A 25,805-nucleotide genomic window follows, 5' to 3' on the forward strand; every position below is an offset into this window, starting at 1 on the left:
TTCTTTTTTAAGCTTGATAAGGACCAGAGTTTTTTGGGATTTTGATTGAAAGAGTTAAGGAAATAAAGAGGAGAAAAACTTGAAATCATGTTATAATAAAACGATAGAATCGTAAGAAAGAGTGGATGAATTTTGATTATTCCGACTTATAATTGGCAATTTGCACCTCAAGTTGAGGATGCAGATTTTACAAAAATCGCCAAGAAAGCTGGGCTAGGGCCTGAAGCTGCTCGTTTATTATTTAGCCGTGGTATTAAGGATGAAGATAGTTTGTCTCGTTTTTTGGCACCAAGTCTAGATGATTTACACGATCCCTATCTTCTCCACGATATGGACAAGGCAGTGAATCGTATTCGTCGTGCTATAGAGCAGGGGGAATTTATCCTCGTTTATGGAGACTACGATGCAGATGGGATGACATCAGCTTCTATCATTAAAGAAACATTAGAACAATTAGGAGCCGAGTGTTTAGTCTATCTTCCTAATCGTTTTACAGATGGTTATGGTCCTAATGCCAGTGTCTACAAGTACTTCATTGAGCAACAAGGGATATCCTTGATTGTAACCGTAGATAATGGAGTTGCAGGGCATGAGGCTATTGACTTGGCTCAATCTATGGGAGTAGATGTTATTGTAACGGATCACCATTCTCTACCAGAGGTCTTACCAGATGCTCATGCAATCGTTCATCCGGAGCATCCTGAATCAGACTATCCTTTTAAACATTTGGCGGGTTGTGGAGTGGCTTTTAAACTAGCTTGTGCCCTCTTGGAGGAAGTGCAGGTTGAGTTGCTTGATTTGGTTGCTATTGGGACGATTGCAGACATGGTCAGCTTGACAGATGAAAATCGAATCATGGTTCAGTACGGTTTAGAAGTTTTGCGCAATACCCAAAGACTAGGCCTCCAAGAACTATTTGAAATAGCAGGGATTTCTAGCAGTGACCTTACAGAAGAAACTGTTGGTTTTCAGTTAGCACCACGATTAAATGCCCTAGGACGCTTGGATGATCCTAATCCTGCTATTGAGTTACTAACTGGCTTTGATGATGAAGAGGTACGTGAGATTGCCCTCATGATTCAAGATAAAAATGAAGAACGCAAGGAAATCGTTCAAGCCATTTATGAAGAAGCTAAAAGTTTGGTAGACCCTAACAAAAGTGTTCAAGTTTTAGCCAAAGAAGGTTGGAACCCAGGAGTGCTTGGGATTGTAGCTGGTCGCTTGTTGGAAGAATTAGGACAGACAGTTATTGTTCTGAATATTGAAGATGGCCGTGCCAAGGGGAGTGCTCGAAGTATTGAAGCAGTCGATATCTTTGAAGCCTTGAATCCGCATCGGGAACTTTTTATTGCCTTTGGTGGGCATGCAGGCGCTGCAGGTATGACACTTGAAGCGGAACAGCTAGACGCCTTATCGGAAATTTTAGAAACCTATGTAAAAGACAAAGGGATAGATGCCAAGGGCAAGAATACATTATATCTAGATGAAGAATTAGATTTGGAAAGCCTAAGTTTAGAGACGGTTAAAAGTTTTGAACGATTAGCTCCTTTTGGAATGGATAACCAAAAACCTATTTTTTATATTCGAGATTTTCAAGTTGAAAATGCTCGTTCTATGGGAGCGGGAGACAGTCATCTAAAATTGAAGATTTCCAAAGGGACCGCGAGCTTTGAGGTAGTAGCTTTTGGTCAAGGATCAAAGGCTACAGAATTTTCTCAGGTAAAACAACTGGAATTGGCAGTTACCCTTTCTGTTAACCAGTGGAATGGGCAAACAACCCTCCAGTTGATGATGGTAGATGCCCGTGTGGACAGTGTTCAACTTTTTAACATCCGTAGTAAGAGTTTAGAGCTACCAGAGGGAGTGCCTGTCCTAGATTTTACCAGCGATTTACCAGAAATGCTTTCTAGCCCAGCAATCGTTGTAAAAAATATTCCCGAGGATCTCAGTCTTCTCAAACAAGTGTTTCAAGAACAGGATTTCTCTGCTATTTACTTTAAAAATGATATCGCTAAAGCATACTATTTGACAGGTTATGGTACAAGAGAGCAATTCGCTAAGCTTTATAAGACAATCTACCAGTTCCCAGAATTTGATATTCGTTATAAGCTCAAGGACTTATCAGCTTATTTGAAGATAGAACAGATTTTGCTAGTCAAAATGATTCAGATTTTTGAAGAACTTGGTTTTGTCACAATTGATAATGGTGTAATGAAAGTAAATAAAGATGCTGATAAACGGGACATCGCTGAAAGTCAGATTTATCAAAATCTCAAACAAACTGTTAAAGATCAAGAAATGATGGCACTTGGAACAGTACAGGAAATCTATGATTTCCTAATGGAAAAATAGAAGAAAAGAAGCTGAGGTGAATAATCTCAGTTTTTTTAACCACTCTTATTGATTTAATTATTTGTGTTTGTTAAAACTTCATGTATTAAAAATATAACTATTTGTAACATGACTTAAATATAACTCTAAAACAAATGTCATCTAAATCAGGTATGATTCTCTTTGTAAACAACAAATAGGAAATGATAAACAAAATAAAGGGAGAAATTTATTATGAAAAAAACAGTTGCTAAACTGACTCTTGGTTTGACGTCCACCGCTATTTTAGCGTCTGTAGGTGCTCAAACTGTTAGCGCATCTTCTTACGTTGTCCAAGACGGAGATTCATTTTTTGCTATTGCTACTGCAAATGGCATGGATCCTTATGAGTTGGCAGCAAATAACGGGAAAAGCATTTTTGATATGATCCACCCAGGGGATGTGCTAGAAGTAAGCGGTCCAGCTCAGGCTACTTATTCATACGGTGCTCCGGCTTCTGAGGCAACTAGTACTTTGAATCCTGCTTCAGATGATGATGTTGTCGTGAATACTCCGACAGACTATGGAAACTCATATCCTGTTGGTCAGTGTACATGGGGCGTGAAAGAATTGGCTCCTTGGGCTAGTAACTGGTGGGGAAATGCTAATACTTGGGCGATTTATGCTAGTGCTCAAGGTTATCGTGTAGGAGATGTTCCAGTAGTAGGTGCAATCGCCGTTTGGGACGGTGGTGAATATGGACACGTTGCTTATGTGACAGATGTACAAAATGAGAATTCTATCCAGGTATTGGAAGCAAACTACAGACGTCAAAAACAAATTGCTAACTATCGTGGTTTCTTTAATCCACATGAATTTTTAGGTAAAGTTACTTACATTTATCCAAACTAAAGATGATTAAAAAGATTTAGAGTTTCTAAATCTTTTTTTATTTGTGAGTAAGCTCCTTATTACGATTTTTTGCCGAGTAGTTGCTTGTGAAGTAAGGCCCTAGCTCCTTTGGCGGATAGCGATTTCGCAAAGAGAAAACAAAGCAAAGCGATTCGGTTATCAGTGGTGAATGAACTCTAGCTAAAATCCTATCTTCATTTTGAAAATTAGTAAAAAAATGGTATAATGAGAGGAAAAGATTCGGATAAAAGTAAATTGAACTTTTAAAAAAAGAGAGTTGTGAAGACTCTACAAACACGTTATAGTAATGCTTCGGAGGAAAAATGACCAATATTAAATTAACAACTCTGGGCGGTGTTCGTGAAAATGGAAAAAACATGTACATCGCAGAAATTAATGACTCAATCTTTGTTTTAGATGCAGGCTTGAAATATCCTGAAAATGAGCAGTTGGGTGTCGATGTCGTTATTCCAAATATGGAATATCTGTTTGAAAATAGCGACCGTATTGCAGGTGTCTTTTTAACGCACGGACATGCGGATGCGATTGGAGCTCTTCCTTATCTTTTGTCAGAAGTGAAAGTTCCTGTTTTTGGTTCAGAGTTGACAATTGAGCTTGCTAAGCTTTTTGTTAAAGGAAATGATAGTGCTAAAAAATTCGATGACTTCCATGTTATTGATGAAAATACAGAAATCGACTTTGGCGGTACGGAGGTTTCCTTCTTCCGCACAACTCATTCTATCCCAGAGAGTCTGGGTGTCGTTTTAAAAACATCTGAAGGAAGTATCGTTTATACAGGGGACTTCAAATTTGACCAAACGGCTAGCGAATCATACGCAACAGATTTCGGACGTCTAGCTGAAATTGGTCGTGAAGGAGTTTTGGCTCTTCTAAGTGATTCTGCAAATGCTGACAGTAATATTCAAGTAGCCAGCGAAAGTGAAGTTGGTGATGAAATTACGCAAACCATTTCTGACTGGGATGGACGTATCATCGTAGCTGCCGTTGCAAGTAACCTTTCTCGTATTCAGCAAGTCTTTGATGCTGCTGCAGATACAGGACGTCGCGTTGTTTTGACTGGATTTGATATTGAAAATATCGTTCGTACAGCCATTCGCTTGAAAAAATTGTCATTGGCTAACGAAAGTCTCTTGATTAAACCTAAAGATATGTCTCGTTTTGAAGACCACGAGTTAATTATCCTAGAAACCGGTCGTATGGGTGAACCAATTAATGGACTCCGTAAAATGTCAATCGGTCGTCACCGCTATGTTGAAATCAAGGATGGAGACTTGGTTTATATCGTTACAACGCCATCAATCGCTAAAGAAGCTGTTATGGCACGTGTAGAAAATATGGTCTACCAAGCAGGTGGTGTCGTTAAACCGATCACTCAAAGCTTGCGTGTATCAGGACATGGGAATGCGCGTGATCTTCAATTGATGATCAATCTCTTGCAACCTCAGTATCTCTTCCCAATCCAGGGTGAATACCGTGAGTTGGACGCTCATGCCAAGGCTGCTATGGCTGTTGGGTTGTTGCCAGAACGCATTTTTATCCCGAAAAAAGGCACAACCATGTCTTATGAACATGGGGACTTTGTCCCGTCTGGTGCAGTTGCTGCAGGTGATGTCTTGATTGACGGAAATGCCATCGGGGATGTTGGGAACGTGGTTCTTCGTGACCGCAAGGTCTTGTCAGAAGATGGTATCTTTATCGTAGCTATCACTGTTAACCGTCGTGAGAAGAAAATTATCGCTAAAGCGCGAGTACATACGCGTGGATTTGTCTATCTCAAGAAGAGTCGCGATATTTTACGTGAAAGTACAGAGTTGGTGAACCAAACTGTTGAAGACTATCTCCAAGGGGAGGACTTTGACTGGGCTGATCTTAAAGGTAAGGTTCGTGACAATTTGGCTAAATTCCTTTTTGAACAAACGAAACGTCGTCCAGCCATTTTACCAGTAGTCATGGAAGCAAAATAAGGATTAAATAGCAAGAGAGAAAGTCGAGTTTCGGCTTTTTCTTATCTCAAACGAATAAGGAGCAAGTTATGGCAGTAATGAAGATTGAGTATTACTCAGAAGTTTTAGGTATGGAGTGGGGAGTAAATGTACTCTATCCGGATGCATCTCGGGTGACAGAGCCAAACAGTAAAGATATTCCAGTTCTCTATCTCCTTCATGGAATGTCAGGGAACCACAACAGTTGGCTCAAACGGACCAATGTAGAACGCTTGCTACGTGGGACCAATCTGATTGTTGTCATGCCAAATACAAACAACGGCTGGTATACAGATACTCAGTATGGCTATAACTATTACACAGCTCTAGCAGAAGAGTTGCCTAAGGTGCTCAAACGCTTCTTCCCCAATATGACCAACGAGCGAGATAAAACCTTCATTGCTGGTTTATCAATGGGCGGCTACGGTTCCTTTAAGTTAGCACTGTCAACTGACCGTTTCTCCCATGCAGCTAGCTTTTCTGGGGCGCTTAGCTTCGAGAAGTTTTCTCCTGAGAGTCAAGATTTAGGAACGCGTGCCTACTGGCGAGGTGTTTTTGGCAAAGTTAATGATTGGGTGAATAGCCCTTACTCGCTTGAGACCCTTGCCAAAAAGTCAGACAAGGAGACCAAACTCTGGGTTTGGTGTGGCGAACAAGATTATCTCTATTCTGCCAATAATCTAGCAGTTAAAAATCTTAAGAAACTTGGTTTAGATGTGACTTATAGCCATAGTGCAGGAACCCATGAGTGGTATTATTGGGAAAAGCAATTGGAACGTTTTTTAACTACCTTGCCAATTGATTTTGTTTTGGAAGAACGTTTATCCTAATTTTAGCTTTCTTTCAGCTTGTTTTAGTAGAATAAAGAATCTATCTTTAGAATGGGAATCCATGACTTAAAGATGGGTTCTTATTTTTTTAGAAAGGTGGGCAATTATGGGCTGGATTATTCGTGTGTTATGTCGGTTTTTACTAGGGATTTTACGTATGTTTTGGCGCCTTGTATGGACGCTTATCTTCTTCATTCTCATCACTTTTGGGATTCTCTGGTATGTGACAGGTAATTTACCTGCTACTTTAAATCAAGTTAGCAAAGTGGTTCGAGTCGGCCAAGCAGGTTGGGATCAATGGCAAGAAACTGGCAAGTTGCAAGGTTTGTCTCAGACAGATCATCATCAAGATTCAGGAGCAAAATGGTCAAAGGCGCAAGCAACTATCTATATTGATCCTCAAATGGATGCCACTTTCCAAAAGGCCTACCGTGAAGCAATTGCTAACTGGAACCAGACAGGGGCATTTAACTTTGAGCTTGTAACAGAAGCGGATCAGGCCGATATTTTCGCTACCGAAATGAATGATGGTTCGACAGCTGTAGCAGGTGAGGCGGAGAGTCAGACAAATCTCCTAACCAAACAATTCATTTCAGTGACCGTTCGCTTGAATCATTATTATCTATCCAATCCAAACTATGGATATACCGATGATCGTATCATGCATACAGCAGAGCATGAACTAGGTCATGCGATTGGTTTGGAACACACCAATGAAGTTTCGGTTATGCAACCAGCAGGCTCTTATTATGGAATCCAAGCTCAAGATGTAAAAGAAGTTCAAGAACTATATGAGTCTGGGGAATAAGTGATTTTCTAAGGAAACTGGAGCTCTCTGATTTAAGCAATACAGGGGGCTTTTTGCTATAATGGAATTATGAATAACTTGATTAAATCAAAACTGGAGCTCTTGCCTACTAGCCCTGGTTGTTACATTCACAAAGATAAAAACGGCACTATCATTTATGTAGGAAAGGCTAAAAATCTGCGCAATCGGGTGCGCTCCTACTTCCGTGGGAGCCATGATACCAAGACAGAAGCTCTGGTATCTGAGATTGTAGATTTTGAGTTTATTGTTACGGAGTCTAATATTGAAGCCTTGCTTCTTGAAATCAACCTCATCAAGGAAAACAAGCCTAAGTACAATATTATGCTCAAGGATGATAAGTCTTATCCCTTTATCAAAATCACAAATGAGCGCTATCCTCGCTTGATTATCACCCGTCAGGTCAAAAAAGACGGAGGTCTCTATTTTGGTCCCTATCCGGATGTGGGGGCAGCCAATGAAATCAAACGGCTATTGGATCGGATTTTCCCTTTTCGCAAGTGTACCAATCCTCCTTCTAAGGTTTGTTTTTATTACCATATCGGCCAGTGTATGGCTCATACGGTTTGTCGCAAGGATGAAGCTTATTTTAAAGCAATGTCCCAAGAAGTCTCTGATTTTCTCAAGGGACAAGACGATAAAATCATTGATGACCTCAAGGAGAAGATGGCTGTGGCAGCCCAAAGTATGGAGTTTGAACGTGCCGCGGAATACCGTGATTTGATTCAGGCTATTGGCACCCTTCGGACTAAGCAACGAGTCATGGCTAAAGACCTCCAAAACCGTGATGTATTTGGTTACTACGTGGATAAGGGTTGGATGTGTGTTCAGGTTTTCTTTGTCCGTCAAGGTAAACTGATTGAACGCGATGTCAATCTCTTTCCTTATTACAATGACCCAGATGAAGATTTCTTGACCTATGTGGGACAGTTTTATCAAGAAAAATCTCACTTGGTACCTAATGAAATTTTGATACCTCAGGATATTGATGGAGAAGCCGTTAAGGCTTTGGTAGATACCAAGGTTCTTAAGCCCCAACGTGGTGAGAAGAAGCAACTAGTCAATCTGGCTATCAAAAACGCTCGTGTTAGTTTAGAGCAGAAGTTTAATCTATTAGAGAAATCAGTTGAAAAGACTCAAGGAGCTATTGAAAATCTTGGGCGACTTCTACAAATTCCAACCCCAGTCCGTATCGAGTCTTTTGATAACTCTAATATTATGGGGACTAGTCCAGTCTCAGCTATGGTTGTTTTTGTTAACGGAAAACCGAGCAAGAAGGATTACCGTAAGTATAAAATCAAGACTGTGGTCGGACCAGATGACTATGCAAGTATGCGAGAGGTTATTCGTAGACGTTATGGACGGGTCCAGCGTGACGGTTTGACACCGCCAGATCTAATCGTAATCGATGGTGGTCAGGGACAGGTTAATATTGCTAAGCAGGTTATTCAAGAAGAGTTAGGCTTAGATATTCCGATTGCAGGACTTCAAAAGAATGACAAGCACCAAACCCATGAATTACTTTTTGGAGATCCGCTTGAGGTGGTAGAGTTGTCTCGAAATTCTCAGGAATTTTTCCTCTTGCAACGCATTCAGGACGAGGTACACCGCTTTGCCATTACATTCCACCGTCAACTTCGTTCTAAAAATTCCTTCTCCTCTCAATTGGATGGAATTGAAGGCTTGGGGCCAAAACGTAAGCAGAATTTGATGAAATATTTCAAATCTCTGACAAAAATCAAGGAAGCTAGCGTGGACGAGATTGTTGCAGTTGGTATACCAAGAGCAGTGGCAGAGGCAGTTCATCAACACTTAAATCTAGAAGAAGACTCAGCGCTAGCTCAAGTAGCTGAGAAACCTCTTGAATACAAGGAATAAAGTAGCAATGGAATGTTTTGGCTTTAGTGGGTGCAAGCTAGTCGGATTTGTGGTAAAATAGATAAGATATGACAAAAGAATTTCATCATGTAACGGTCATGCTCCATGAGACCATTGATATGCTAGATGTAAAACCTGATGGTATTTACGTTGATGCGACCTTGGGAGGAGCAGGACACAGCGAGTATTTATTAAGTAAGTTAAGCGAGAAAGGGCATCTCTATGCCTTTGACCAAGACCAGAATGCCATTGATAATGCGCAAAAACGATTGGCTCCCTATATCGAAAAGGGAATGGTCACCTTCATCAAGGATAATTTCCGTCATTTGAAGGACCGCTTACATGACTTAGGTGTGACTGAAATTGATGGAATTTGTTATGATTTAGGTGTGTCAAGCCCGCAGTTGGATCAGCGTGAACGTGGTTTTTCCTATAAGAAGAATGCACCGCTGGATATGCGCATGAATCAGGAAGCTAGTTTGACCGCTTATGAAGTCGTTAATCACTACGACTACCATGATTTGGTAAGAATCTTTTTCAAATATGGAGAGGACAAGTTTTCCAAACAGATTGCTCGAAAAATTGAACAGGCGCGTGAACAGAAACCGATTGAGACAACAACCGAATTGGCAGAGATTATTAAATCTGCCAAACCGGCAAAGGAGCTCAAGAAAAAAGGTCACCCAGCCAAACAAATTTTCCAAGCTATCCGTATAGAGGTCAATGATGAACTGGGTGCTGCAGATGAATCAATCCAGCAGGCTATGGATATGTTGGCTCTAGATGGCAGAATATCAGTGATTACCTTCCATTCGCTGGAAGATCGCTTGACTAAGCAACTATTTAAGGAAGTTTCGACAGTGAAGGTTCCAAAAGGCTTGCCATTCATCCCGGATGATCTCAAGCCTAAGATGGAATTAGTCTCTCGCAAGCCGATTCTACCAAGCAAGGAGGAGTTGGAAGCCAATAATCGTTCCCACTCAGCCAAGCTACGAGTAGCTCGAAAAATTCACAAGTAAGGGGATAAAATGGTAGACAAAAGAGAAACGACGAGCCAGTTACTGCAAGCTCGTATCAAGAGATTTTCACGTGTTGAGAAGGCCTTTTACCTTTCGATTGCCATTACAGCCCTGATCTTAGCAGTAAGTGTTGTCTATATGCAAACAAAGCTCCTGCAAGTTCAGAGTGAGTTAACAACAGTTAATAATCAAATCGAAGAAAAGAAGACCGAACTAGATGATGTCAAGCAAGAAGTTAATGAATTGATCCGATCAGAACGCTTGACAGGAATTGCAGACTCGCAAGAGTTGCAATTAAACAATGGAAATATCCGATCGGCGGAGTAATATATGAAAACATGGAAAGAAAAAATAGTACACTTTGCCATTAAGAATCGCAGAACTCCTCTAGAAAACCGCAGACGAGTTGGGAAAAGCCTTAGTCTCTTGGCTGTCATTCTCTTTGCTGTTTTTTTGGTTAACTTTGCGGTGATTATTGGTACGGGAAAGAAGTTTGGTGTTGACCTGGTCAAAGAAGCATATAAGGTTCATCAAACAACTCGAACAGTCCCTGCTAAGAGGGGAACCATTTATGATCGTAATGGAACTCCGATTGCAGAAGATGCAACCTCCTACAATGTTTATGCGGTCATTGATAAGGATTATAAGTCTGCGAATGGAGATATTCTATATGTTGAGGAATCTCAGTACAATAAGGTAGCCGAAATTTTCCATAAGTACTTGGATATGGAGGAGACCTATGTCAAAGATCAACTCTCTCAACCCAATCTCAAACAGGTTTCCTTTGGTACTAAAGGAAATGGGATTACCTACGCAAATATGATGTCCATAAAAAAGGATCTAGAAGCTGCCAAGGTTGAGGGAGTGGATTTTACCACAAGCCCCAATCGAAGTTATCCAAATGGGAAATTTGCTTCATCCTTCATTGGTCTAGCCCAGCTCCATGAAAATGAAGATGGTTCAAAGAGTCTTATTGGAACATCTGGTATTGAAAGCTCCTTGAATAGCTTGTTAGCAGGGACAGATGGTATTATTACCTATGAAAAAGACCGTCTAGGTAATATCGTTCCTGGTACAGAACAAGTCACCCAACAGACCGTAAACGGGAAAGACGTCTATACGACCCTATCTAGTCCTTTGCAGTCCTTTATGGAAAGTCAAATGGATGCCTTTCAAGAGAAAGTAAAAGGCAAGTATATGACAGCGACCTTGGTCAGTGCAAAGACCGGTGAAATCCTCGCTACCACCCAACGACCTACCTTTAATGCAGATACTAAAGAAGGAATCACTGAGGACTTTGTTTGGCGTGATATTCTTTATCAAAGTAACTATGAACCAGGATCAGCCATGAAGGTTATGACGTTAGCTTCTTCTATTGATAATAATACCTTCCCAAGTGGAGAATACTTCAATAGCAGTGAATTTAAAATGGCGGATGCGACGACTCGAGATTGGGATGTTAATGATGGTTTGACTACTGGTGGGATGATGACTTTCTTACAAGGTTTCGCTCACTCCAGTAATGTTGGAATGAGTCTACTTGAACAAAAAATGGGAGATGCTACTTGGTTGGATTATCTAAAACGCTTTAAATTTGGGGTTCCAACTCGCTTTGGCTTGACAGATGAATACGCTGGTCAACTTCCAGCTGATAATATTGTTAGTATTGCTCAAAGCTCATTTGGGCAAGGAATTTCAGTGACACAAACACAAATGCTTCGTGCCTTTACAGCTATTGCTAATGATGGAGTTATGCTGGAGCCAAAATTTATAAGTGCTATTTATGATACTAACAATCAGTCTGTACGTAAGTCACAAAAAGAAATAGTAGGAAATCCTGTTTCCAAAGAGACAGCAAGCACAACTCGAAATCACATGATCTTAGTTGGGACGGACCCTCTATATGGAACTATGTATAATCACTACACAGGAAAGCCAATTATAACAGTTCCTGGACAAAATGTAGCCCTCAAGTCTGGTACAGCCCAAATCGCTGATGAGAAAAATGGAGGATACTTGGTTGGTTCTACCAATTATATTTTCTCAGTTGTGACTATGAATCCTGCTGAAAATCCTGATTTTATCTTGTATGTAACGGTTCAACAACCTGAACATTATTCAGGTATCCAGTTGGGAGAATTTACCACCCCAATCTTGGAGCGTGCTTCTGCGATGAAAGAATCTCTCAATCTTCAATCAACTGCTAAAAGTCTGGATCAGGTTACCACTACGACTAACTATGCTATGCCTTCGACAAAAGACTATAGCCCTGGAGATTTGGCAGAAGAACTACGACGTAACCTTGTTCAACCAATCGTTATCGGTTCAGGAACGAAAATCAAAGAAAGTTCAGTGGCAGAAGGAACCAATCTAGACGCAAATGCGCAGATCTTACTCCTTTCTGACAAGGTAGAAGAGATGCCTGATTTGTATGGTTGGTCTAAGAAGAATGTCGAAACTTTTGCAAAATGGCTGGATATCGAAGTTGAATTTGAAGGTACAGGAGAAACTGTAAAAAAACAAAGTGTTCGTACCAATACAGCTTTAAAAAATATACAGAAAATAAAAATAACTTTAGGAGATTAGAATGCTAGTTTCTATCTTTTCTGGAATCCTTACTTTTGTTCTTACAGTGGTAGGAATTCCAGCTTTTATCCGTTTTTACCGTAAAGCACAGATTACTGGTCAACAGATGCATGAGGATGTTAAGCAACACCAGGCAAAAGCTGGGACGCCGACAATGGGAGGAATTGTCTTCCTCGTAACAAGCGTTTTAGTTAGTTTAGTTCTTGCACTTTTTACTAATCAACTAACCAACAATGTTGGAATGATCCTCTTTATTCTCGTTTTGTATGGTTTGGTTGGCTTCTTAGATGATTTCCTCAAGGTTTTTCGTAAAATCAATGAAGGGCTCAATCCTAAACAAAAGTTCTTGCTTCAATTAGTAGGAGGAGTTATCTTCTATCTCTTTTATGAAAGAGGCGGGGATGTCTTAAATGTATTTGGGTATCCATTGCACTTAGGCTTTCTTTACATTTTCTTTGCTCTCTTCTGGTTAGTTGGTTTTTCAAATGCTGTTAACTTGACTGATGGAATTGATGGCTTGGCAAGTATCTCAGTAGTGATTAGCCTATCTGCCTACGGAGTCATTGCTTATGTACAAAATCAATTGGATATTCTCTTAGTGATTCTTGCCATGATTGGTGGTCTTCTTGGTTTCTTTGTCTTTAACCATAAGCCTGCTAAGGTATTCATGGGAGATGTCGGAAGTCTTGCTCTTGGAGGAATGTTGGCCGCTATTTCTATGGCGCTGCACCAAGAATGGACGCTACTCCTGATTGGTATAGTGTATGTTTTTGAAACAACATCTGTCATGATGCAAGTTACCTACTTTAAGTTGAGTGGCGGAAAACGTATCTTCCGAATGACACCAGTTCATCACCATTTTGAGTTGGGTGGATTTTCAGGTAAAGGTCAAGCCTGGAGTGAGTGGAAGGTCGATTTCTTCTTCTGGGGAGTGGGCTTGCTTGCTAGTCTTCTAACGTTAGCTATTATGTACTTGTTCTAAAAATAGAATGATAAATCATAGAAAAAGAGAAGGATTTTTCCCTTCTCTTTTTCTATTTTTGAATCCTTTTCTCAAAAAAAGTAAAAATATGGTAAAATGGAAAAAAGAAAGTTGAGATTATGAGTTATTTTAAAAAGTATACATTTGACAAATCTAAGTTTAAGTTAGGGATGCGAACGTTTAAAACAGGAATCGCTGTTTTTTTGGTCCTTATGATTTTTGGTTTTTTTGGATGGAAGGGACTTCAAATCGGAGCGCTAACGGCTGTCTTTAGTTTGAGAGAAGACTTTGATAAGAGTGTTCATTTTGGTACTTCTCGTATTTTAGGGAATAGCATCGGTGGTTTTTATGCACTCATTTTCTTCCTCCTAAATAATTTTTTTCATGGAGCCTTTTTGGTAACTCTCCTGGTTGTTCCGATTTGTACCATGTTAACCATTATGACAAATGTCGCCATGAATAATAAGTCGGGAGTCATCGGTGGAGTTGCAGCCATGTTGATTATTACCCTATCAATTCCGAGCGGAGAGACTGTTTTGTACGTGTTTGCTCGAGTTTTTGAGACTTTTATGGGTGTTTTTGTAGCAATTCTAGTAAATTATGATATTGATCGCTTGCGGAGTCTCATACAGAAAAAATAAAATAATGTCATAAGATATGACATTAACAATTGACGATTGAATTTTTTTAGACTATAATAGACAGAAAGAAGAGGAAGTGCACATGAAGGAAAAAGAATTTCGTCGCAATATGGCAGTTTTCCCCATTGGTAGTGTTATGAAGCTGACCGATCTTTCGGCGCGTCAAATTCGTTATTATGAAGATCAGGAGTTGATAAAACCTGATCGAAACGAAGGTAACCGCCGGATGTATTCTTTAAATGATATGGATCGGTTGCTTGAGATTAAGGACTATATCTCTGAAGGTCTGAACATTGCTGCTATCAAGAAAAAATATGCCGAACGTGAGGCGAAAGCCAAGAAACCAGTTAGTCAAACTGAGGTTCGTCGTGCCCTTCGGAATGAAGTTCTTCAACAAAGTCGCTTTGCTTCTCAACAATCACCTTTTGGTCGCGGTTAGGCAACCGCAAGTCGTCATATATAAGGAGAAAAACCATGCCAATCACAGCTGCAGATATTCGTCGTGAAGTTAAGGAAAAAAATGTAACCTTTATCCGTCTCATGTTTTCAGATATTTTGGGAACAATGAAAAACGTCGAAATTCCTGCTACAGATGAACAACTAGACAAGGTCTTGTCAAACAAGGCTATGTTTGATGGATCTTCTATTGAAGGGTTTGTTCGTATCAATGAATCAGATATGTACTTGTACCCTGACCTGGACACTTGGACTGTCTTCCCTTGGGGAGATGAGAACGGTAGTGTCGCAGGATTGATCTGTGATGTCTATACAACAGAAGGAGTGCCATTTGCTGGAGATCCTCGAAGCAATCTTAAACGAGCTCTTCATCACATGGAGAAAGTTGGATTCAAATCTTTCAACCTTGGTCCGGAACCAGAATTCTTCCTATTCAAGCTTGATGAAAATGGAGACCCAACTCTTGAGGTGAATGACAAGGGTGGTTACTTTGATTTGGCGCCTACAGACCTTGCCGATAATACCCGTCGTGAGATTGTAAATGTCCTGACTAAAATGGGATTTGAGGTAGAGGCTAGTCACCACGAAGTTGCCGTAGGTCAACATGAGATTGACTTTAAGTATGATGAAGTTCTTCGTGCTTGTGACAAGATTCAAATCTTTAAACTTGTTGTAAAAACAATTGCGCGTAAACATGGTTTGTATGCAACCTTTATGGCTAAACCTAAATTTGGTATCGCTGGTTCAGGAATGCACTGCAATATGTCCTTGTTTGATGATGAAGGGAACAACGCCTTCTTTGATCCAAATGATCCAAAAGGAATGCAATTGTCAGAAACAGCCTATCATTTCCTTGGTGGTTTGATCAAGCACGCCTACAACTACACAGCTATCATGAACCCGACAGTTAACTCATACAAACGTTTGGTTCCAGGGTATGAAGCACCTGTTTACATCGCTTGGGCTGGTCGTAACCGTTCACCGTTGGTGCGCGTTCCTGCTACTCGTGGAATGGGAACACGTTTGGAATTGCGCTCAGTAGACCCAATGGCAAATCCATATATCGCAATGGCTGTTCTTTTGGAAGTTGGTTTGCACGGTATTGAAAACAAAATCGAAGCACCAGCGCCAATCGAAGAAAACATCTATATCATGACTGCAGAAGAGCGTAAAGAGGCTGGCATCACAGACCTTCCATCAACTCTTCACAACGCTTTGAAGGCCATGACAGAAGACGAAGTGGTTAAAGCAGCTCTAGGTGAACACATCTACACTAGCTTCCTTGAAGCCAAACGAATTGAGTGGGCAAGCTATGCAACCTTCGTTTCACAATGGGAAATTGATAATTATTTAGACCTTTACTAATAGAGAAGAAAGATTGTCTGAGGGTAAGCAGTCATACAGCAGTCTAAGCAATCGAATACTTATAACCCCTAAATTAGCGATTTCGGTCGCTATTTATTTTTCGAAAAATCCTCTTGATTCTTTTGCAAATTAAATCTATCATCAAACGTGTAGAAGAAAACCAAGGAGTCATTATAGAAAAATTCAATTTTGAAAACAATATCGGGAAAGAAAACAAACTGCCTCAAATCGAAATCTACAAGCTCACTAACTTTTGCAAGCTTCAAAATTACACATCTGTAAATATTTTTTTGAAAGATATATTTGAACCTATAGTGAATTGAGACTAGAATAGTACACTGCATCTGCTAAAACATTTCTAGAAATTAATTTAACTTTCCTAATCGATTTGTTCACATCTTATTTCAATCTACTATATTATCCCAATAAATGATGATGGCGATCGTTTTGTTTATGCTTGTCGATTTTTGAATCTTGAACGACCAGAAGAATATTTCTGCCGAGGTTGCTAAACGAAAAAACCTGAAAATATTGAATTTTAGTACGAACAACTATAGGCAGAAAAAGTGGAGGTTTTGAATATTCGTTTGGAAGTAAAAAATTAAACTATCTACAATCTCATCAACAATAAACCTATTTTAACTCCATTATCTATAGGCATATTTTTACGCCTTTTTATATATTTGAAGCACATAAGAAACATTATGAGAAGTTTGCTGATGGAAGCACTCAAGAAATTGATGTTCCTTATGATATTCCTGAGAATTGGAAGTGGGTGAGGATAAAATCAATTTATTGGAATTTTGGGCAAAATAAGCCAGAGAAATTCTTTAGGTATATAGATACGTCTAGTATTGATAGAAAAAAGAATATAATCAACTATAAAAATCTACAATATCTTTCACCTGAACAAGCTCCTTCCCGTGCTAGAAAATTAGTTTCGCAGAATAGTGTCTTATTTTCAACAGTTAGACCATATCTAAAAAATATTGCTGTAGTTAGAGAACTTAAAGAGTATTTGATAGCTAGTACAGCATTTATTGTTTTGGATACTTTACTTAACGAAACATATTTGAAATATTATTTATTATCAGATAATTTTATCAATCGTGTTAATAATAAATCTACTGGAACAAGTTATCCTGCAATCAATGATTATAATTTTAATCTATTGTTAATTGCTATCCCTCCGCTAGCCGAACAACAACGAATAGTAGAAGTAATCGAATCAGCTTTAGAAAAAGTAGATGAATATGCTGAAAGTTATAATAGACTAGAACAGCTAGATAAAGAATTTCCAGATAAACTAAAAAAATCTATTCTTCAATATGCTATGCAAGGAAAATTAGTTGAACAAGACCCAAATGATGAATCAGTCGAAGTTTTACTTGAAAAAATACGAGCAGAAAAACAAAAACTCTTCGAAGAAGGCAAGATTAAAAAGAAAGATTTAGAGATTTCAATTGTTTCCCAAGGAGATGATAACTCTTATTATGAGGAAGTACCAAATACTTGGCAACTTTTTAAATTAAAAAATTTATTGCAATTGGATAATGGAACTAAACAACAAAATGAACGTCTTATTTATTGGGATGTAAAGACTTTACGAGGGATTAAGGATGCTGAATTTAAAGAAAAAGGCAATAAAGTACATTCAAAAGATACAGTAATTCTTGTAGATGGAGAAAATTCAGGAGAGTTATTTATAATACCTCATGATGGATATATGGGGTCAACGTTTAAGAAAATTCACTATCTAGAAGCTGGGTCAAAGAAATATATAGATTTATATATAGACAGTAAAAAAGAACTTTTAAAAAATTCAAAAACTGGATCTGCGATCCCTCATCTTAATAAAACATTATTTAAAGAACTTATAGTCGCCCTTCCTCCAATCCAAGAACAAAAACGTATATCAAGTAAAATCACTCAAATATTCTCACAAATTAATCGACTAATTTAGTATAATAGTTTTACGTGCGGTGGAATTTCTATCAAACATAAGATAGGAGTTTTACGTTGAAAGATTTTGAATTACATTTGAAGAAAGATGGTTTAGCTGAAAATACTGTGCGTTCGTACCTTTATGGTGTTCGATTTTTCTTGGAGAATTACGAACTCAAAATGGAAGATTTATTTGAATACAAGGGATATTTATTAGACAATTTTAAACCTAAAACTGTCAATTTGCGCCTACAAGGAGTAAATAAATATCTGGTCTTTATTGGTCATGATGATTTGAAATTAAAATTTGTCAAAGTACAGCAAAAACCGTTTTTAGAAGATGTCATTAGCCATGCTGATTACCTTTTTCTTAAACGTAGTTTGAAAAAAGATGGTATTTTAAAATGGCATTTTGTCGTTTGGTTTTTAGGTGCAACTGGGGCTCGTGTAAGTGAACTTATTAAACTAAAAGTAGAGCATGTAGAAATCGGTTATTTTGACATTTACTCAAAAGGTGGTAAAATTCGTAGACTGTACATTCCTAAAAAATTAAGAAATAGTTGTCTTAGTTGGTTAGAATCAGAAAATCGCCGAAGTGGTTATTTATTTTTGAATAAATTTAACGAACCAATTACAGCAAGAGGAGTTGCTCAACAGTTAAAAAATTATGCAGATAAATACAAAATGAATTCTAAAGTAGTCTATCCTCATTCTTTTAGACATTTATTTGCTAAGAATTTTTTAGCGAAGTATAACGATATTGCTTTGCTAGCAGATTTGATGGGGCATGAAAGTATAGAAACTACTCGAATTTATCTAAGAAAAACAGCTACCGAACAACAAAATATTGTAGATAAAATTGTTAATTGGTAAAAAAATAACAGGTGGTCAAATTGACTATCTGCTATTTTTTTGTGATTATGGCTCTTATTATGGGAATATACCTATGAATTGGGTTGTTATAAAAATAAAAGATATTTTTTCAATAAATACAGGTCTTTCTTACAAGAAGGGCGATTTAAGCATTAATAATAAAGGTGTTAGAATTATACGTGGTGGTAATATTAAGCCTTTAGAATTTTCTCTTTTAGATAATGATTACTACATTGATACACAATTCATCTCCTCTGAGCAAGTTTATTTAAAACATAATCAGCTAATAACACCTGTATCAACCTCTTTAGAACATATTGGAAAGTTTGCAAGAATCGATAAAGATTATGATGGTGTTGTGGCTGGTGGATTTATTTTCCAATTAACACCATTCGAAAGTTCAGAGATTACTTCAAAATTTCTATTATTTAACTTGTCCTCTCCGTTATTTTATAAACAATTGAAATCAATAACTAAACTATCAGGTCAAGCTTTATATAATATTCCTAAAACTACACTGAGCGAGCTATTAATTCCGTTAGCTCCTTTTGAGGTACAGGAACTTATTACTCAGAAAGTTGAGAAACTTTTTGAAAAAGTAAGTCAATTCCCTGAGTAATACGCATTTGTTCATTCCTAGGTAATACAGGAATCAATATGTTCCCCAAGTTATTTTTACTAACACCTCCAATTATTCCAGATTTATTTTTTTGGAAATCACTTAAAAATTGTGGACTTTGAAGAAAATAATAAAGAAATTTATTTTCTCCGTAGTAAAATGATAAATTGCACAACTTATTACCAAAGCAGACATCTTGTTTCAACAGTCCTATTTTGCGTCCAGCACTGCCACCTTCTAAGCACAGCAATACAGAATTGAAATAGCTAATTTTGAATTTTGACAAATAGTTATCGGGAATTCTAATGCCGTTATCATAATTAATGGTATTATCAAAATTGACATCCTTGGTAGCAATATAATTAATCCCATCTACTCCAGAAAAATATTTTTTCTTTTCAGTAGAGTTAATACTATTTCCAGTGTAGAGATTGGAGACGCTGTCTAGAGTTGAAAGCATCCAGTTTCTCGGTAACTGCTTATAATAAGAGTTATCATCTCCTTGGGAAACAATTGAAATCTTCAAATCTTTCTTTTTAATCTTGCCTTCTTCAAAGAGTTTTTGTTTTTCTGCTCGTATTTTTTCAAGTAAAACTTCGACTGGTTCATCATTTGGGTCTTGTTCTACTAATTTTCCTTGCATAGCATATTGAAGAATAGATTTTTTTAGTTTATCTGGAAAAATTTTATCTAACTTTTGTAGTTGATTGTAGCTCTCAGCATATTCATCTACTTTTTCTAAAGCTGATTCGATTACTTCTACTATTCGTTGTTGTTCGGCTAGCGGAGGCAATAGCATAGGAACTTCATATTTTAAAAATTTTATTGAAGCTAAATTTTTTATCGCTGAACCTATAGAATGCTCTTTTAGTGTATTAATCAAACTCGTAAACATCCATTTAAAATACTGTGAATCTATTATATCTGAGTTTAACGTAAGTTTTAATAATGCTTGATTTATAACTCCATTATAATAATTTGAAGGTATTTGAAAGATTTCTCCAATAGTACCTGCACAAGATATTAAAATATCTCCTGCTTTTATTGAAAAATTTTTTAAACGTATATAATCACTCTCTTTTAACCAATAGTCTCCATAATCTATAGTTTTTCTTATAGCATTACCTTGTTCATAAACCTTATATGTATGTTCTCCTTTCGGAACAAACATTGACTTTGTTATAGAACTACCAAAAGGACCTCTTTTTATTGAGCCGTCCTCTAATGCACAAATGTCTGGTAAATAAACTATGGCCCATCCTTTAGGTATATTATGTTTAAACTCTTTTATACTTCCATCAGCAAACTTCTCATAATGTTTCCCATCATCACCACGAAATATCTCGGTTTCCTTTTTATCTCGTTTGATTTTTCCTTCACTGATAAGTTTTTCTTTTTCAGCTTTAATTCTCTTTAACAATTCACTTGCAGGTTCGTCATTGGGATTTTGCGGCACTAATTTCCCTTCCATCGCTCTTTGGAGAATGCTTGCTTTAAGTTGTTCTGGTGTCATTATTTGTCCTCCAACAACTGCAAAATATCAGCTAATACATTATCAATCTTATGATTTAAAGTTGCTCTTTCCGCTTGATAATTCTGAATCAACTCAAAGGGATTTAAGATTTCCTCTTCCTCTTTTGGAAAACCACACTGGTCTAAATTATAATTCAACTCAGCCAATTCACTAGGTGTAAATGATTTAGATTTGTAGAACTTACCTTCCAGAATCTCTTCACGATTTTCCCACCAGTCACGAACAGGATTGAAGTGTTCTGACTTCATCGGCTTAGTTTTCGAGAAATTTTTATAACCATCTGGCATATCTAAACGATAAAACCAAGTTTCTTCTGTTTTCTTTGTTTTATCAAAGAAAAGAATGTTCGTATGGATTCCTGTATACGGTGCAAAGACACTATGAGGCAACCTAATAATCGTATGCAAGTTGAACTCATCTACCAGTTTTTGTTTCAAGCGAGTTTTTACACCTTCACCAAATAGAAAACCATCAGGTAAAATAACTCCAACACGACCATTTTCTTTCAAACGATACATAATGACAGCCATAAATAAATCAGCCGTTTCAGAACTCCGTAATTCTGCTGGAAAGTTATTTTTTATTGTTTCTAATTCTGACCCTCCAAAAGGTGGATTCATCATAATAATGTCAAATTTTTCATCATCCGTATATTCACGAACATTTTTCTCCAAAGTATTTCCATGAACAATTTTAGGGTCATCGATTTCGTGAAGAAACAGATTTGTAACTGCTAAAAGATGAGGAAATGCTTTCTTTTCAATACCAAAAACAGCTGTATTATATTTTTTGGTATCTTCACTAGTTTTACGTTGACTACTTAAACGGTTCAGAGTCGAAGTTAAGAAGCCTCCTGTTCCGCAAGCAAGGTCTGCCATTGATTCTCCAAGCTTTGGGTCAAGAACTTCGGCGATAAAATCAGTCGCTGCACGTGGCGTATAAAATTCTCCTGAGTTGCCAGCATTTTGAATATCTTTAAGAATTTTTTCGTAAATATCATTAAACGAATGACGATCTTCAGGGCTATTGAAATCAACTTCATCAATAACATTGATGACTTGGCGTAACAAGACGCCATTTTTCATATAGTTGTTCGCATCTTCAAAAGCTGATTTAACAATCGTTTTTCGAATAGGCATATTTGAAGTTATTTCAAGCTCTTTCAACTCTTTGAATAACTTGTTATTGACAAAATCAAGTAATTCATCGCCTGTCAATACCCGTTCCCCATTTTGAGCATGAGCCCAATTCCGCCATTTTAATTCCTCTGGGATAATTGACTCATACTCGTCTTCTTCTAATTCCCAAACCATTTCACGGCTATCATAAATTTTTAAGAATAATAACCAAGACATTTGCTCAATACGTTGAGCATCACCATTAACACCAGCATCGTTTCGAGTGATATCTTGAATTCTTTTTACAAATGATGTAATTGACATACTTTCCTTTCATTAAGCTACTGTAAATAGCTCTTTCTCCAATTCTTTAATTGCTTGTAAATATCGTTTTTTATCTCCAAAATAAGTATTGATGATTTTGAAGGTTCCACCATATATCTGAAATTCTGGAAGTTTTAATGTTTCAATGCTTTCGAGTTCTCCAATACCTTTATCCATGTATTTGTCCAGTAAAATTTCCAAAACAGCACGCGCTTCCTCACTATATTTATATAAATATCCGCTTTGTTTGAGTTTATTGACACGTTCCGTTTTGGTTAATTCTTTTTGACCATAGGCAAGTTTTAGGAGTAAATCAAAATCATCGATTTCTTGTTCTGATATTCCCTCCGACTCTCGAATAGCATCTAGATAAACTCCTTTTTTATAAAGTTCGTCTAAGATAAGCTTCTTTTTATCCGCCGTATGCCAAACTGTGATAAAATCGTTCAAAGTGGCGTAGCTACCTAAGATATTCTTCCGAGTGTAGTCGGTCAGGCTTTCGGTAATCAGTTTCCCATTTTCGTCCAATACTTGAACAGTAGAATTAAGAATGGTAACCTGCTTATCTGTAACGATATATTTTTCTACTGGGTCACCACCTTCGTTTACAAAACCAGGTGTAGTACCATTGTTTGTTTTTGCGCCCGTTTCCAGAACCTTCACTGGTTCACCATCAAAATCAGGGTCAGCAAACAAATTGGTAACATTTCGAAAATCAATAATCGTAAAAAATTCTTTCCCCTTTTGAGGATAAAGACGTGTGCCACGACCAATAATTTGTTTAAATTCAGTCATGGATTGGATATTAGAGTCTAAAACAATCAAACGACATGTTTTAGCATTAACTCCTGTCGTTAATAATTTAGACGTTGTTACAATAGCGGGAAAATTAGAATTGACATCCATAAAGTTATCCAGTTGAGCTTTTCCTTCAGCGTTGTCACCAGTTACTTGCATGACATAACGATAGTCTTCTTGGACTAAGTCTAGATTCTCTTTTACAAGCGCAGCACGCATTCGCTCGGCATGGTCAATATCAACACAAAAAACAATTGTCTTATCAAATCGTGCATTGTTTTGCTTCATATAATCAGAAACAAACTTGGCAACTCTTTGCGTTCTATCATCAATGACAATGGTTTTGTCAAAATCTTTCCTGCCGTAGTACCTATCTTCTATTAATTGTCCGTTAGTATCAACTTTTCCAGTTTCTGGACGATAACCATCCACATCCACATCTAAATTAACCCTCATAACACGATATGGAGCCAAAAAACCATCCTCGATTCCCTGTTTTAAACTATAAGTATAGATTGGCTCACCAAAGTATTCCATATTGGAAGCATTCTTGGTTTCTGTAGGAGTAGCGGTCATCCCAATTTGTGTAGCAGAACTGAAATAATCAATCACCTTGCGCCAGTTACTGTCTTCCTTAGCTGAGCCACGGTGCGCTTCATCAATTATGATTAAATCAAAGAAATCTTTGTCGAACTTTTGATAATGTGTTTCAGTTCCATCTTCACCAGTTAGTTGCTGATAAAGCCCCAGATAAATTTCAAAAGAATTTAATTTTTCAGGAGCAGTCAAAAGTTTTGGTGTAATTTTCGTCATTACCTTTTCGAATGGCTTAAAGTCTTCAGCCATCGTTTGGTCTACTAAGATGTTTCTATCCGCTAAGAATAAAACTCGTTTAGCCAAACCAGCTTTTCGAAGGCGATGAATAATTTGAAAAGCCATGAACGTTTTCCCCGTTCCTGTTGCCATCACAAACATTACTCGTTTTTGTCCTCTGGCAACTGTTTCAATAGTACGGTTGATAGCTATTTGCTGATAATAGCGTGGCGTTTTCATTGAGAAGGCGTCTGTATAGTATGGAGTTGAGATAGCTTCTGTAATTTCGTACGTCAATCCTTTTTCCTTCGTCATACGAGAAAATAATTCTTCACGAGTAGGGAATTCGTCTAACTCCAGTTCACGTTCTTCTCTCGTGATACGGTCGTGTTCAATAAAGCCATCACCATTCGAAGAATAAACAAATGGAACATCTAAAATCTCTCCATATTCAATAGCTTGTTGTAATCCTGCTCGAACGCTGTGTTTATTATCCTTTGCCTCAACAATTGCAATTCGAGTTCCAAATTGGTAATACAGTGAGTAGTCTGATTTTTTTCCTTCTTTACGTCGAGCCTTATCTCCTCTAACCTCAATTCGACCATCAGTGAAGTATTCTTCGTAAGCGATATGCTCACCATTTTTCCATCCTTTGGATACAATAGCAGGAGTGATGAAATTTGCTTTAATATCCTCCTCACTCATTTCTTTCTTAGACTTTATAAACTCAACCATATTGAACCCTCCGCATTCTAAAAATCTACTCCTCCATAAAATAAACTATCAGAACAAATTATACTTCTATTATATCATATTTATAAAAATACTCTGCTAAATTGTTGAAAATAAGTATACAATATACTTTAGCATCGAGTCAGATTATCTCCGCATAACACCGCTATTTTTCGCTGTTTTCGGCAGGCGACTTATTATCATTCTACAAGCACTTTCAGTCGGGCTGGTGAGCTATTTTTCAAAAATAAATAATCACATTTAAACATTTTGAAAGTATAAAATATCTACATCAGCCGTTCAAAAATTGGCGTAAATTTTACCATAATATTTTTGTTTAAATAAAGATTTTTTTATGTCAAACGGATTTTAACAATGCGGATGCTTCCTATTTTGCTTCTCTTTTTACGCTACTACCGGTTTTCTCAAAGTTTGTCAGTGGAGGTAGTTCTTTCAGTTGGGGAATGTTTTTGATTGTTATCATAGACTGTACTTTATTGATAGTTTTCACGATTCAGATTTTTTATATTTTTTGGAGATTGTTTCAAAAGTGGAGAGAATTATCTGATAAATAAAACCATTTTGGAGGTTAGACAATGAATAGCAAAGTACAATTTCGAATGTTTACCATTTTTGATTTGGATAAGGTAGAAGATTATTTGCATGAGATGCATTTGAAAGGTTGGAAATTTAAATCGAATCGTTTTGGCTTTTTCTATTTTGAACCATGCCGACCAGATGATGTGATTTACCGTGTGTGGAATACTAGCAACCTTAGAAAAAATGAGGTAGATTTACAAAATATTAAGGATAGAGGATGGGAATATGTGAAAAATTGTTCTTATACTGTTTTTCAAAAAGCAACTTGTGATGTAGATTTAAATGATCATTCTTTCATGGACAATCGTCTTCGATGGGCTGATGTGAAATCTAGACTTCGTACATCTACAGTTTCTATCTCTGGCGGTCTAGTTGTTTGTATGAGCTTGTTTCGCGAAAGTCTCTCTCAGTCTTTCTTCCTTATCTTTGCCCTTTATGCCCTCATGATTTCCTATCTAATCTATAGTTTTTACAGACTTAAAAAGAAATATCTTGTGAATGTAAGATGATTTTCTAGGTCCTCAGACTGATTTTTAGCACTCTTGATAAAAGAGTGCTAATTTTTTGAGTTTTTGTCTTGACATTCTTTTCTAAGGGTGTATAATAGAATCATAAGTTAGCACTTGGATGCGTCGAGTGCTA

20 protein-coding genes and 3 pseudogenes are annotated in these 25,805 nt (G+C 37.5%); 19 read left to right on the forward strand and 4 right to left on the reverse strand.

From position 1 onward, the window contains the following. Window positions 1–132 precede the first annotated feature (132 nt). From recJ to glnA, 13 genes are all read left to right on the forward strand, one after another. Entirely contained in the window at window positions 133–2,352 is a 2,220-nt protein-coding gene (recJ, locus tag HMPREF9423_RS03095; protein WP_006147880.1) for a single-stranded-DNA-specific exonuclease RecJ, read from the forward strand. A gap of 213 nt (window positions 2,353–2,565) precedes the next feature. Beyond that, window positions 2,566–3,222: a COG3942 and LysM peptidoglycan-binding domain-containing protein gene (locus HMPREF9423_RS03100; RefSeq protein ID WP_006147881.1), complete on the forward strand. Its 657-nt coding sequence runs from the start codon at window positions 2,566–2,568 to the stop codon at window positions 3,220–3,222. A 323-nt stretch (window positions 3,223–3,545) separates the two neighbouring features. Further along, the gene (locus tag HMPREF9423_RS03105) at window positions 3,546–5,207 is read left to right on the forward strand and encodes a ribonuclease J (protein ID WP_006147882.1); all 1,662 of its coding nucleotides are present in this window, start codon (window positions 3,546–3,548) and stop codon (window positions 5,205–5,207) included. Window positions 5,208–5,275: 68 nt separating this feature from the next. Then, on the forward strand, window positions 5,276–6,055 hold the full coding sequence (locus tag HMPREF9423_RS03110) for an alpha/beta hydrolase (RefSeq protein WP_006147883.1): 780 nt from the start codon (window positions 5,276–5,278) through the stop codon (window positions 6,053–6,055). Between the two features lie 106 nt (window positions 6,056–6,161). Continuing rightward, complete coding sequence (locus tag HMPREF9423_RS03115) at window positions 6,162–6,863, forward strand: M57 family metalloprotease (protein WP_006147884.1); 702 nt, start codon at window positions 6,162–6,164, stop codon at window positions 6,861–6,863. A gap of 69 nt (window positions 6,864–6,932) precedes the next feature. Next, the gene (gene uvrC, locus HMPREF9423_RS03120) at window positions 6,933–8,759 is read left to right on the forward strand and encodes an excinuclease ABC subunit UvrC (RefSeq protein ID WP_006147885.1); all 1,827 of its coding nucleotides are present in this window, start codon (window positions 6,933–6,935) and stop codon (window positions 8,757–8,759) included. Between the two features lie 68 nt (window positions 8,760–8,827). Beyond that, complete coding sequence (rsmH, locus tag HMPREF9423_RS03125) at window positions 8,828–9,778, forward strand: 16S rRNA (cytosine(1402)-N(4))-methyltransferase RsmH (protein ID WP_006147886.1); 951 nt, start codon at window positions 8,828–8,830, stop codon at window positions 9,776–9,778. A gap of 9 nt (window positions 9,779–9,787) precedes the next feature. Further along, entirely contained in the window at window positions 9,788–10,105 is a 318-nt protein-coding gene (gene ftsL / locus HMPREF9423_RS03130) for a cell division protein FtsL (RefSeq protein WP_006147887.1), read from the forward strand. A gap of 3 nt (window positions 10,106–10,108) precedes the next feature. Next, entirely contained in the window at window positions 10,109–12,364 is a 2,256-nt protein-coding gene (pbp2x, locus tag HMPREF9423_RS03135; RefSeq protein WP_006147888.1) for a penicillin-binding protein PBP2X, read from the forward strand. Window position 12,365: 1 nt separating this feature from the next. Beyond that, window positions 12,366–13,346: a phospho-N-acetylmuramoyl-pentapeptide-transferase gene (gene mraY, locus HMPREF9423_RS03140; protein ID WP_006147889.1), complete on the forward strand. Its 981-nt coding sequence runs from the start codon at window positions 12,366–12,368 to the stop codon at window positions 13,344–13,346. Window positions 13,347–13,465: 119 nt separating this feature from the next. Beyond that, entirely contained in the window at window positions 13,466–13,987 is a 522-nt protein-coding gene (locus HMPREF9423_RS03145; protein WP_006147890.1) for an FUSC family protein, read from the forward strand. Window positions 13,988–14,069: 82 nt separating this feature from the next. Next, the gene (gene glnR, locus HMPREF9423_RS03150; RefSeq protein WP_000659542.1) at window positions 14,070–14,426 is read left to right on the forward strand and encodes a transcriptional repressor GlnR; all 357 of its coding nucleotides are present in this window, start codon (window positions 14,070–14,072) and stop codon (window positions 14,424–14,426) included. A 35-nt stretch (window positions 14,427–14,461) separates the two neighbouring features. Next, window positions 14,462–15,808: a type I glutamate--ammonia ligase gene (gene glnA / locus HMPREF9423_RS03155; RefSeq protein ID WP_006147891.1), complete on the forward strand. Its 1,347-nt coding sequence runs from the start codon at window positions 14,462–14,464 to the stop codon at window positions 15,806–15,808. Window positions 15,809–15,897: 89 nt separating this feature from the next. On the opposite strand, the gene HMPREF9423_RS12575 is transcribed toward glnA, so the two are convergent. Then, window positions 15,898–16,035 carry a hypothetical protein gene (locus HMPREF9423_RS12575; protein WP_029689678.1) on the reverse strand — a complete coding sequence of 46 codons (138 nt, stop codon included), beginning with the start codon at window positions 16,033–16,035 and terminating at the stop codon, window positions 15,898–15,900. Between HMPREF9423_RS12575 and HMPREF9423_RS12580 the strand changes: the two genes are divergently transcribed. From HMPREF9423_RS12580 to HMPREF9423_RS03170, 4 genes and pseudogenes are all read left to right on the forward strand, one after another. Then, complete coding sequence (locus tag HMPREF9423_RS12580) at window positions 15,982–16,131, forward strand: cell envelope (protein WP_080555153.1); 150 nt, start codon at window positions 15,982–15,984, stop codon at window positions 16,129–16,131. The genes HMPREF9423_RS12575 and HMPREF9423_RS12580 overlap by 54 nt on opposite strands. A gap of 374 nt (window positions 16,132–16,505) precedes the next feature. Continuing rightward, window positions 16,506–17,771 (forward strand): annotated as a pseudogene (locus tag HMPREF9423_RS03160) (restriction endonuclease subunit S); the annotation flags it as partial. Window positions 17,772–17,827: 56 nt separating this feature from the next. Further along, complete coding sequence (gene psrA, locus HMPREF9423_RS03165) at window positions 17,828–18,625, forward strand: tyrosine-type DNA invertase PsrA (protein WP_006147894.1); 798 nt, start codon at window positions 17,828–17,830, stop codon at window positions 18,623–18,625. 43 nt (window positions 18,626–18,668) lie between these two features. Next, window positions 18,669–19,244 (forward strand): annotated as a pseudogene (locus HMPREF9423_RS03170) (restriction endonuclease subunit S); the annotation flags it as partial. On the opposite strand, the gene HMPREF9423_RS12195 reads toward HMPREF9423_RS03170, so the two are convergent. The 3 genes from HMPREF9423_RS12195 to hsdR are packed head-to-tail and all read right to left on the reverse strand — an operon-like array spanning window position 19,192 to window position 24,566. Then, a complete protein-coding gene (locus tag HMPREF9423_RS12195; RefSeq protein ID WP_006147896.1) occupies window positions 19,192–20,757 on the reverse strand; it encodes a restriction endonuclease subunit S in 1,566 nt (521 codons plus the stop codon). The pseudogene HMPREF9423_RS03170 and the gene HMPREF9423_RS12195 overlap by 53 nt on opposite strands. Then, window positions 20,757–22,220 carry a class I SAM-dependent DNA methyltransferase gene (locus HMPREF9423_RS03180; protein WP_000029046.1) on the reverse strand — a complete coding sequence of 488 codons (1,464 nt, stop codon included), beginning with the start codon at window positions 22,218–22,220 and terminating at the stop codon, window positions 20,757–20,759. Before HMPREF9423_RS03180 ends, HMPREF9423_RS12195 begins: the two co-directional genes overlap by 1 nt. 12 nt (window positions 22,221–22,232) lie before the next feature. Continuing rightward, entirely contained in the window at window positions 22,233–24,566 is a 2,334-nt protein-coding gene (gene hsdR, locus HMPREF9423_RS03185; RefSeq protein WP_006147897.1) for an EcoAI/FtnUII family type I restriction enzme subunit R, read from the reverse strand. 354 nt (window positions 24,567–24,920) lie between these two features. Between hsdR and HMPREF9423_RS12770 the strand changes: the two are divergent. Further along, window positions 24,921–25,138: pseudogene (locus HMPREF9423_RS12770) on the forward strand (DUF2812 domain-containing protein); the annotation flags it as partial. A 21-nt stretch (window positions 25,139–25,159) separates the two neighbouring features. Beyond that, entirely contained in the window at window positions 25,160–25,672 is a 513-nt protein-coding gene (locus tag HMPREF9423_RS03190) for a DUF2812 domain-containing protein (RefSeq protein WP_006147898.1), read from the forward strand. Window positions 25,673–25,805: the final 133 nt, after the last annotated feature.

This window comes from Streptococcus infantis ATCC 700779 (assembly GCF_000187465.1).
Classification (GTDB): Bacteria; Bacillota; Bacilli; order Lactobacillales; family Streptococcaceae; genus Streptococcus; species Streptococcus infantis.